This window comes from Mycobacterium sp., assembly GCF_052144515.1.
Taxonomy (GTDB): domain Bacteria; phylum Actinomycetota; class Actinomycetes; order Mycobacteriales; family Mycobacteriaceae; genus Mycobacterium.
Window position 1 is genome coordinate 1 of the sequence record NZ_JBKQQD010000522.1, and the last position, 7,321, is coordinate 7,321.

A 7,321-nucleotide genomic window follows, 5' to 3' on the forward strand; every position below is an offset into this window, starting at 1 on the left:
TCCTTGCCGGGACCGCCAGCCAGAGTGGGCTGTTTGTACCTCTGCCCGTCCGGTCCAACATACTCCCCGGTGGCCGGATCATATTGGGCCGCCGCGATGGGCGGCGGGGCCGTCGGCGGCGCCTGTCCCGGTGAAGCCGGCGGGCCCCCCGGGAATCCCGCGGGTATCGACTCTCCCGGGTCGAACTGGGGGACACCCTGCCCGGTCAACGTCGCGTTCGGGTCACCCTTCCAGTCGAAGCCGTTGTTGAGCGGAATATAGGGCTCGTCGCTTTCGCACTGTTTGACCGTCGGCGCCCGCTTGCCCGGCCGCGTCTCGCACGGATAGTTGCGCGCGCCACGCACGGCGTTGAATGGCGAATCTTGCGGTATCCGGCAGTAGACGAGGCCCGGTGGACGCGGCGGGGTGTCCTCGAAGACGGCCGAGCGCTGCTGCTGGACCGGAAAGAACCCGGTGGTGCACGGAGGCGGCCAGTTGAGGTTCAGGTTGAAGCTCAGGCCAAGACCCCGGTAGGGCCCTTTGAGGTCCTTATCGGGTAGCTGTATCCCTTGCGAGTCGGCAACCACCTGCGGCACCTCCGTCAGCAGCGCCTCGAGGTTGTCGCGGTAGGTCAGCGCAACATCGCCGACGCTGTCCAGGTTAGAGACCACACCCGGCAGCGTGGGCTCCACTCGATCGACCACCTGGCGCAGCGAGTCGAAAAATGGGCCTAGCCCACGAAGCGTGCCGCTGAAATCGGAGTTGTTTTGTTCGACGGTCTGCAGCTGCTTGGTGATGTTGGCCAGGTGGGCGGCCCAGGCCTGGATCGAGTCCGAGGACTCGATCTGGCTATCGAAAATCGGCTTCGGCTCCTCGATCAACGTCGTGATCGAGTCCAGGTTCTTGCGCGCATCTGTCGCCAGTGTGGCGCCGCCGCCGAACAGCCGGGACAGCTCCGGGCCGAGCCCGCCGACGGCGACATACGACTCGTCGACCACCGTCTTGAGATCATCGCGCGGGATCGCGTTCAGGCCGCGATTGACCGCCGCCAGCAGCGAGTTGATGTTCGGCGGAATCGAGGTGCGGTCCTGGGGGATCACGTCGCCGTTCTTGAGCACCGGTCCCTTCCCGCTGCGCGGGACCAGATCGACATACTGCTCGCCGATCGCCGACGCGCTGTGCACGTGCGCGGTCAGATCGGCGGGGATATCGATACCCGACTTCAGCGACAGCACCGCCTCCACGCCGGTGTTGGTGAGGTGCACCTTCGTCACCTTGCCGACCTCGACGCCCCGGTAGGTGACGTTCCCGGCGCGGTACAGCTCGCCCGCCCGGTCCAGCTGCATTTTCACCGTGTACCGCCCGACTCCGAGGTACACAGCCGGCAAATGCGCGTAGTACAGGCCAACGAGGCCCCCTGCGACCACGGAGATCACCGCGAAGACCGCCAGCGTGATAATGGTTCGCCGCTGTAAGCGCATGTCACGGCCCCTGGTTGAATTGATAGGGCGCAACGATCGGGTTGCGCGCGGTGTAGGGGCTGGGCATCACCCCGAGGGTGCGGCCCCACTGCAGCTCGAGCTCGGTCAGATTGCCCTCCCACCGGGTGCCGGTGAAAAATGACGAATCAAGCCGGCTCAGCGTCAAGTCGAATACACCGGTCAAGTTCCCGTAGTCGCCCCGGATCCATTTGGCCACCGGCGGCTTTGAGAACAGCGGGACGGTGAGGTAGTCCAGACCACGGGTCAGCGCCAGCCCGGAGTTGGCCAGCGATTGCTCCACCGGACCGACATCGCCGAGCTCTTTGATGAGATTCTCCTTGGTTGGTTCGAGCACGTCAGCGGCAACATCGCCGAAAGGGCCGAACCGACCAAGGGCGTCGGCGAGTTTTTCCCGTTCGTCCTTCAGGACGGTTATCGCATCCGGGATGGTTTTCAGCGCCTTGTCGAGGACCGGCTTCTGCTCGGCGACTTGACCGACCAAGTTGTTGAGGCTGTCCAACGCGGCGATGATGTCATCTTTTTGGTCGTTGAGGTAGGCGGTGAACTTATCCAGTTGCGTGATCAGGCTTCTCAAATCTTGTCCGCGACCGGAAAAAGCGGTGCTCAACGTCTGGGTGATGTCTTGAAGCTGACCCAGGCCGCCGCCATTGAGCACCAGCGACACCGCGCCCAGCGTCTGTTCGGTGGACGGGTAGGCACTCGCCGACGACAGCGGGATCACTGACCCGTTGTGCAGCTTGCCCTTCGGCGCGACGCCCGGGGGCGTAGCCAGTTCGACGTGCAACGTTCCCAGCAGGCTGGTCTGACCGACCGCGGCGGTCGCATTGGCCGGTAGGTCAGCGTTGGGTTCGATCGTCATGGTGACCAGCGCATGCCAGCCCTGGCGTTCGACCTTGGCCACGTTACCGATCAGCACATCGTTGAACTGGACCCGGGAATTCTCTTTGAGGTTCTGGACATCTGGCATCTGCGCCTGGATGGTGTAGTGCCCTGGGCCGACACCCACTCTGTCCGGCAGCGGAAGCGAGTTGGCGCCCCGAAAACCCCGGAGGGCGCCGCAGCCGGAAACCGCTGCCACGGCCAGCGCGATCGCAAGCACCGCGCCGGAGCGGCGCCAGTAGCTGTATCGGCTCAATGCCCACCTCCCAAGCTGTCTACGTTGTCTAGGCTCCCCGGCAACATCATTGAGCGCAGCCCGGTGGCCGGATCGACGGGCAGCGGATTCGCCGGCTTGGCCGGCACATATGGCGCGTTCGTGTCGATCATCCCGTTGCCGAAGAAGTTGTATATCTCATTCGCCGGCGGCAGCGGCCCGTTGGGGGGCGGTGGCACCGTACGGAACGCCTCTGTGGGCGGCGGCCCGGGCGGCGGGATGTAGTCGGGCCGCAGCCAGTCCTCGCTAAAGGTCACTTCGTTAGGACGCGCCGACTGCCCGACGAACGGGTTCAATCCCAGCGGCAGAAAGTTGACCTGACGGTTCTTGATGATCGGAGCCATGTATTGCACACACAGCTTGGCAGACTGCTCGGCGCCCAACCTCGATGCCGCCTGCACCGCCGAACACAAGAACTGCAGCGTATTAGCGAAGTTTTGCAGCGCCAGCGCGCCAGTAAATGCGCCCTGCGAGGGTTGATAGATGTTCAACACGTTCTGAAACACGTGGGGGCCCACGTGCAGGGCTTGCTTGATGTCGTCGAGACTCTCGACCACTGCGTCCGTCAGCTCCGCCAGCTTGTCCGAAGTAACGCCCACCGTCTCGCGATTGTCGTCCAGAAATTTGGTGCTCTTCTCGAGTATCTCGTGTTGCGAAGTGGCCCAGTCTCCTACCTTGTTGGGATCATCGGCCAACAGCCCCGAGACCGCGGCCAGATTCTGGTTCAGTTGGCGCAGCAGGGTGCCGCTGTCGTGTAGCGCCGACACCAGAGCCGCCAGGTTTTTGAAGGTGCCGTACAGGTCACCGCTATGGTCAGCGAGCGCGGAGACCGCCTGTGACAGCTTGACGACGGCGTCCCGGATATCTGCGCCCTCGCCGCGCAAGTTGGCCGCCGCAGTATTGACGAACGCCCCCAACGTGCTGACCCCGCCGGGTTGGGTCGGCTGCAGGATCTCGGTGAGCTTCTCCAGCTGCGCACGAAGGTCATCCCACTCCACCGGGACGGCGGTGCGTGCCAGCGGGAGCACCGCGCCGTTGGCCAGCACCGGCCCACCGGTGTAGGCGGGGGTGAGCTGAAGACCCCGGATCGACACCAGGTTCGGCGACAGGACCGCCGCTTTGGCGTCGGCAGGCACCTTGTATTTGTCGTCATACCAGAACGAGATCTTGACGCGGTCGGGCTGCGGTTCGATCTTGTCGATCTTGCCGACAGCCACGCCGAGGATCAACACGGCGTCGCCGACGAAAATGTCGTTGGCGTTGTCGAAGTATCCGACGACATGCGTGCGGCCACCCGACGACGATCGCAGCAGCGCGCCCACCCCACCGATCAGCGCCAGCGCCAGCACCAGCACCAGGGCAATCCTTGTCTTACGCGAATTCACTGTTGGCCCCCCTCAGCTGGTGGCGGCGAACCCGGCCGCGGACCGAAGGACTCTCTGGGCGCGAGCACGGGTGCTTGGCCCGGTGGTATTTGCCCGGGCGCCGGCTCCTGGACCGGCCCCACCGAAGCGTTGCCTGGCCCCGGACCTGGTGCCGGCGGTCCCGGCGGCGGCCCACCTGGCGGCGGCGCCGGGGGTTCCTCTCGGAGGGGATAGCAGCCAGCGGCTCCCGGCCTGCCCGGCACACTGCACGGCCGGTCACCGGGGTTGCCGGTGATGGCATCCGGAATGTTCAGGCGCGGTTCGCCGCCCTGGCCGGTCCGCGGGTACGGCATCGGCAGTGGCGGTGTGCCCGGCTGGCCGGTCTGCGGGTCGGTGAGCTGCGAGGGCAATAGGGTCGCGGGATCCAATCCGAGGTCGGAGAAGGCGGCGTCGATGAAGGGCTGGATGAACTGTCCCGGCAGCAGGTTGACGATGTAGGCCTTGAAGAACGGGCCCGAGGCAACCGCTTCGCCCAGCGCGAGCGCAAAGCTGTCGAGCCCCTTGATTGCCTCCTGTATGCGGCCCTTGCGATTGTTGAGGAGCCCCACCACCCCGTTGAGCTTCTCCAGTGCGGGCCGCAGCGTTGCGTGGTTGTCGTCGACGATTGCCCCGAGCGCCCGGCCGATGGCGGCGTCGTCGGCCAAAAAGCGGTCCACATAGCGGTCTTCGGCTTTCAGCGCGACCAGCAGCGAATTGGTGTCGCCCACGAGCTTGACAATCTCGTCGCTACGCTTGGCTAACACGTCGGTGACCTTATTGGCGTTGCTCAGCAGGTTTCGCAGCTCCTTGTCGCGCTCATCCAATGTCTGCGAGAACCGCGCCAGACCCTGCACCGCGGCCTTGAGCTTCGGTGGAGTGCCACCAAACTCGTTGGCCACCACGGAAAGCGCGTTCGACAGCTGGTCGGTATTCAATTTGGCGACGGTTGTCGAAAGGTCGCCCAGCGCATCGGGCAGCTGGTAGGCCGGCGTGGTCCGCTCCAGCGGTATCGGTCCGGTGAGCCGACCCTCTCCGCGCGGCGTGAGCTCGATGATCTTGGTGCCCAGGAAGTTCTTCAACTTGACTGCGGCCTCGGTGCGGTCGCCGAGCCGCACATCGCCGGGAATACGGAATTTGACCAGCACCCGCGGTCCATCCAAGCTGAAGCTGGACACATGCCCGATCCGGGCACCCGAAACCTCGACGACGCTGTTGGTCTCCACACCGCCCGCCTCAGCGAAGTACGCCGCATACTCCTTTTCGCCGGTGATAAACGTCAGCTTGTCGTAGTTGGTCGCGAGGAGTATTGCCGCGACCACCACGGCGATACCGATCCCGCCGATGCGATACGGGTTGCGTTCGGAGAACTGCCTCATTTCGAAGAGGCGTCGGTAGAGGCGTCTCATTTCGGGGTGCACCTCCCCGAACGCTGGCTGGCCAACGTGATGTAGGTCGGTTGCCCGTCCTTGCCGTTCAACTTCAGAATCAGGTCGCACAGATAGAAGGTGAAGAAGTCTCCGTAGAGGCCTTCCCTGCCGATGATTCGATAATCGTCGGGCAGCGTGTTGATCAGGTTGTCGACAAAGTCTTTATCGGCCAACACGGTTCCGGCGACGCGATCGCCCTGGTCCACCACCTTTTTGAGCGGCGAGCGGGCCCTCCTCAGCACCTCGGCGCCCACCGCGAAGATTCTGTCAGCGCCCCTGATACCTTGGGCGATGTCCTGCTTGCGGGCTTGCAGAGTTGCCATGAGTGTCGACAGCGAGTCGACGGCCTTGGCGACCTGAGCATCCTGGTCGCCGAGCGAACCGAGCACGGTGTTCAAGTTGGTGATGAGCTGGCCGAACAACCGATCCCGATCAGCCAGGGTGTTGGTCACCGCCGCGGCCTGGGTCAACACCGACCCGATCGTGGGGCCCTGGCCCTGCAGCGCCTCGATCAGCTGGCCGCTCAGCGCGTTGACCTGATCGGGGTTCAGCGAGCGAAACACCGGTCGCAAGCCCCCGATCAACGCGTCCAGGTCCAGCGCCGGCTGGGTCCGGCTCAGCGGGATGGTCGCCCCCGGATCGAGCTTCTTGACTCCCCCCGCACCTTCCTCCAGCGCCATGAATCTGCCGCCGAAGAGGTCATCGTAGCGAACAACTGCCCTGCTGCCCTCGGTCAGCACCACCGACTCATCCGCAGAGAACTCCACGCGCACTGTGGAATCGGGCTGGACAGCGACTCTTTTGACCTTGCCTACCTCGACGCCGGCGATGCGTACGAAGTTATTTTCCCGCAGCCCGGACACATTGGCGAACACGGCGTTGTAGGTGTTCGCCTTCTCGAAGCGGATCTGGGAGAACACGGCGAACAACGCAGCCATACCCAACAAACACACGGTGGCATAGATGGCAAAGCGCAACGCGATGCCTCGGAAATTCTCGCGCAATGTCTGCCTTTCTTGGACGCGGGTTGGGTTGCGCTAGCGGGGCTCTAATGGGGCTTGGGTGGCGTCCCCGGGTAAGGGGGCACGAACGGCTCCGAACCCGCCGGCGGATTGCCCATACCCGGGTCTTTTGGTCTGCCGGGCGGAGGCGCTGGCGGCAAGAACGGATACAGTGGCGTTCCGTCCGGGGCGTATCGCTGCGCACCATAGGGCGGCGCACCCGGGTACGGCACCGGACCCGGCGCCGGACCGCCCTCATCTTTCAGGGTCGGCGGTAGAGGTGTCCCACGGGTGACCGGGGAATAAAGGGCATAACCCGGGAAACCAACGCCGGGGTTGGGCCGCACGTCCATGCCACCGCCAAACCCGGAGTCGGTGATCAGGTACCGCTGCGGGAAGTTCTTTTCCACGTCAGGCAACGAACCGCAGCTCGGCGTTCCGCCGGGACCGCCCTTGATGTCGAGGACGGGCAGGTTGTCTGGATACCGGTAGGCGTCGTCGCCGAAGAGCAGCCCGGCATCGGCGATGAACGACCGCCCATTAAATGTGAAGGCATCGGCGTAGCCCCTGTCGAGAAGGAGCTTGGCGCCGAGGAACGTGCACGTGTATTCCGGGTTGTATTTCATCAGCAACCGCGTCGTCGGCTCGAGCACGTTGAGCAAATGGATAAGGTTGTCCTTGTTCGGGCCGAGCAGTTTGCCACCGCTGTTGCCTAGTCCGGCGAGGGCGAGCAGGGCGAAATCAAGGTCTTTGGCATTCCTGGTAATCACGGCGCTGGCTGTACTCCCGGCGTCCAGCACGGTCAGCAGGTTCTGCGCCGCGGCGCTGTAGGTGTCGCTGAACCCTTCGAACGCGC

At 64.4% G+C, this 7,321-nt stretch carries 6 protein-coding genes; all 6 read right to left on the reverse strand.

The features are described from left to right. Window positions 1–1,460 (reverse strand): MCE family protein (locus ACLP9N_RS35745; protein ID WP_442411836.1); only part of this gene is annotated, 1,460 nt, incomplete at its 3' end. Window position 1,461: 1 nt separating this feature from the next. Further along, the gene (locus tag ACLP9N_RS35750) at window positions 1,462–2,616 is read right to left on the reverse strand and encodes an MCE family protein (protein WP_442411837.1); all 1,155 of its coding nucleotides are present in this window, start codon (window positions 2,614–2,616) and stop codon (window positions 1,462–1,464) included. Beyond that, window positions 2,613–4,019, reverse strand: a complete 1,407-nt coding sequence (locus ACLP9N_RS35755) for an MCE family protein (protein ID WP_442411838.1) — start codon at window positions 4,017–4,019, stop codon at window positions 2,613–2,615. Before ACLP9N_RS35755 ends, ACLP9N_RS35750 begins: the two co-directional genes overlap by 4 nt. After that, complete coding sequence (locus ACLP9N_RS35760) at window positions 4,016–5,413, reverse strand: MCE family protein (protein ID WP_442411841.1); 1,398 nt, start codon at window positions 5,411–5,413, stop codon at window positions 4,016–4,018. Before ACLP9N_RS35760 ends, ACLP9N_RS35755 begins: the two co-directional genes overlap by 4 nt. 26 nt (window positions 5,414–5,439) lie before the next feature. Then, entirely contained in the window at window positions 5,440–6,468 is a 1,029-nt protein-coding gene (locus ACLP9N_RS35765; protein WP_442411839.1) for an MCE family protein, read from the reverse strand. Window positions 6,469–6,512: 44 nt separating this feature from the next. After that, window positions 6,513–7,321 (reverse strand): MCE family protein (locus tag ACLP9N_RS35770; RefSeq protein WP_442411840.1); only part of this gene is annotated, 809 nt, incomplete at its 5' end.

Bases quoted from the DNA above. Each gene is read 5' to 3' on its own strand.
- ACLP9N_RS35760 (WP_442411841.1), bottom strand. From the start codon at position 5,413: ATGAGGCAGTTCTCCGAACGCAACCCGTATCGCATCGGCGGGATCGGT.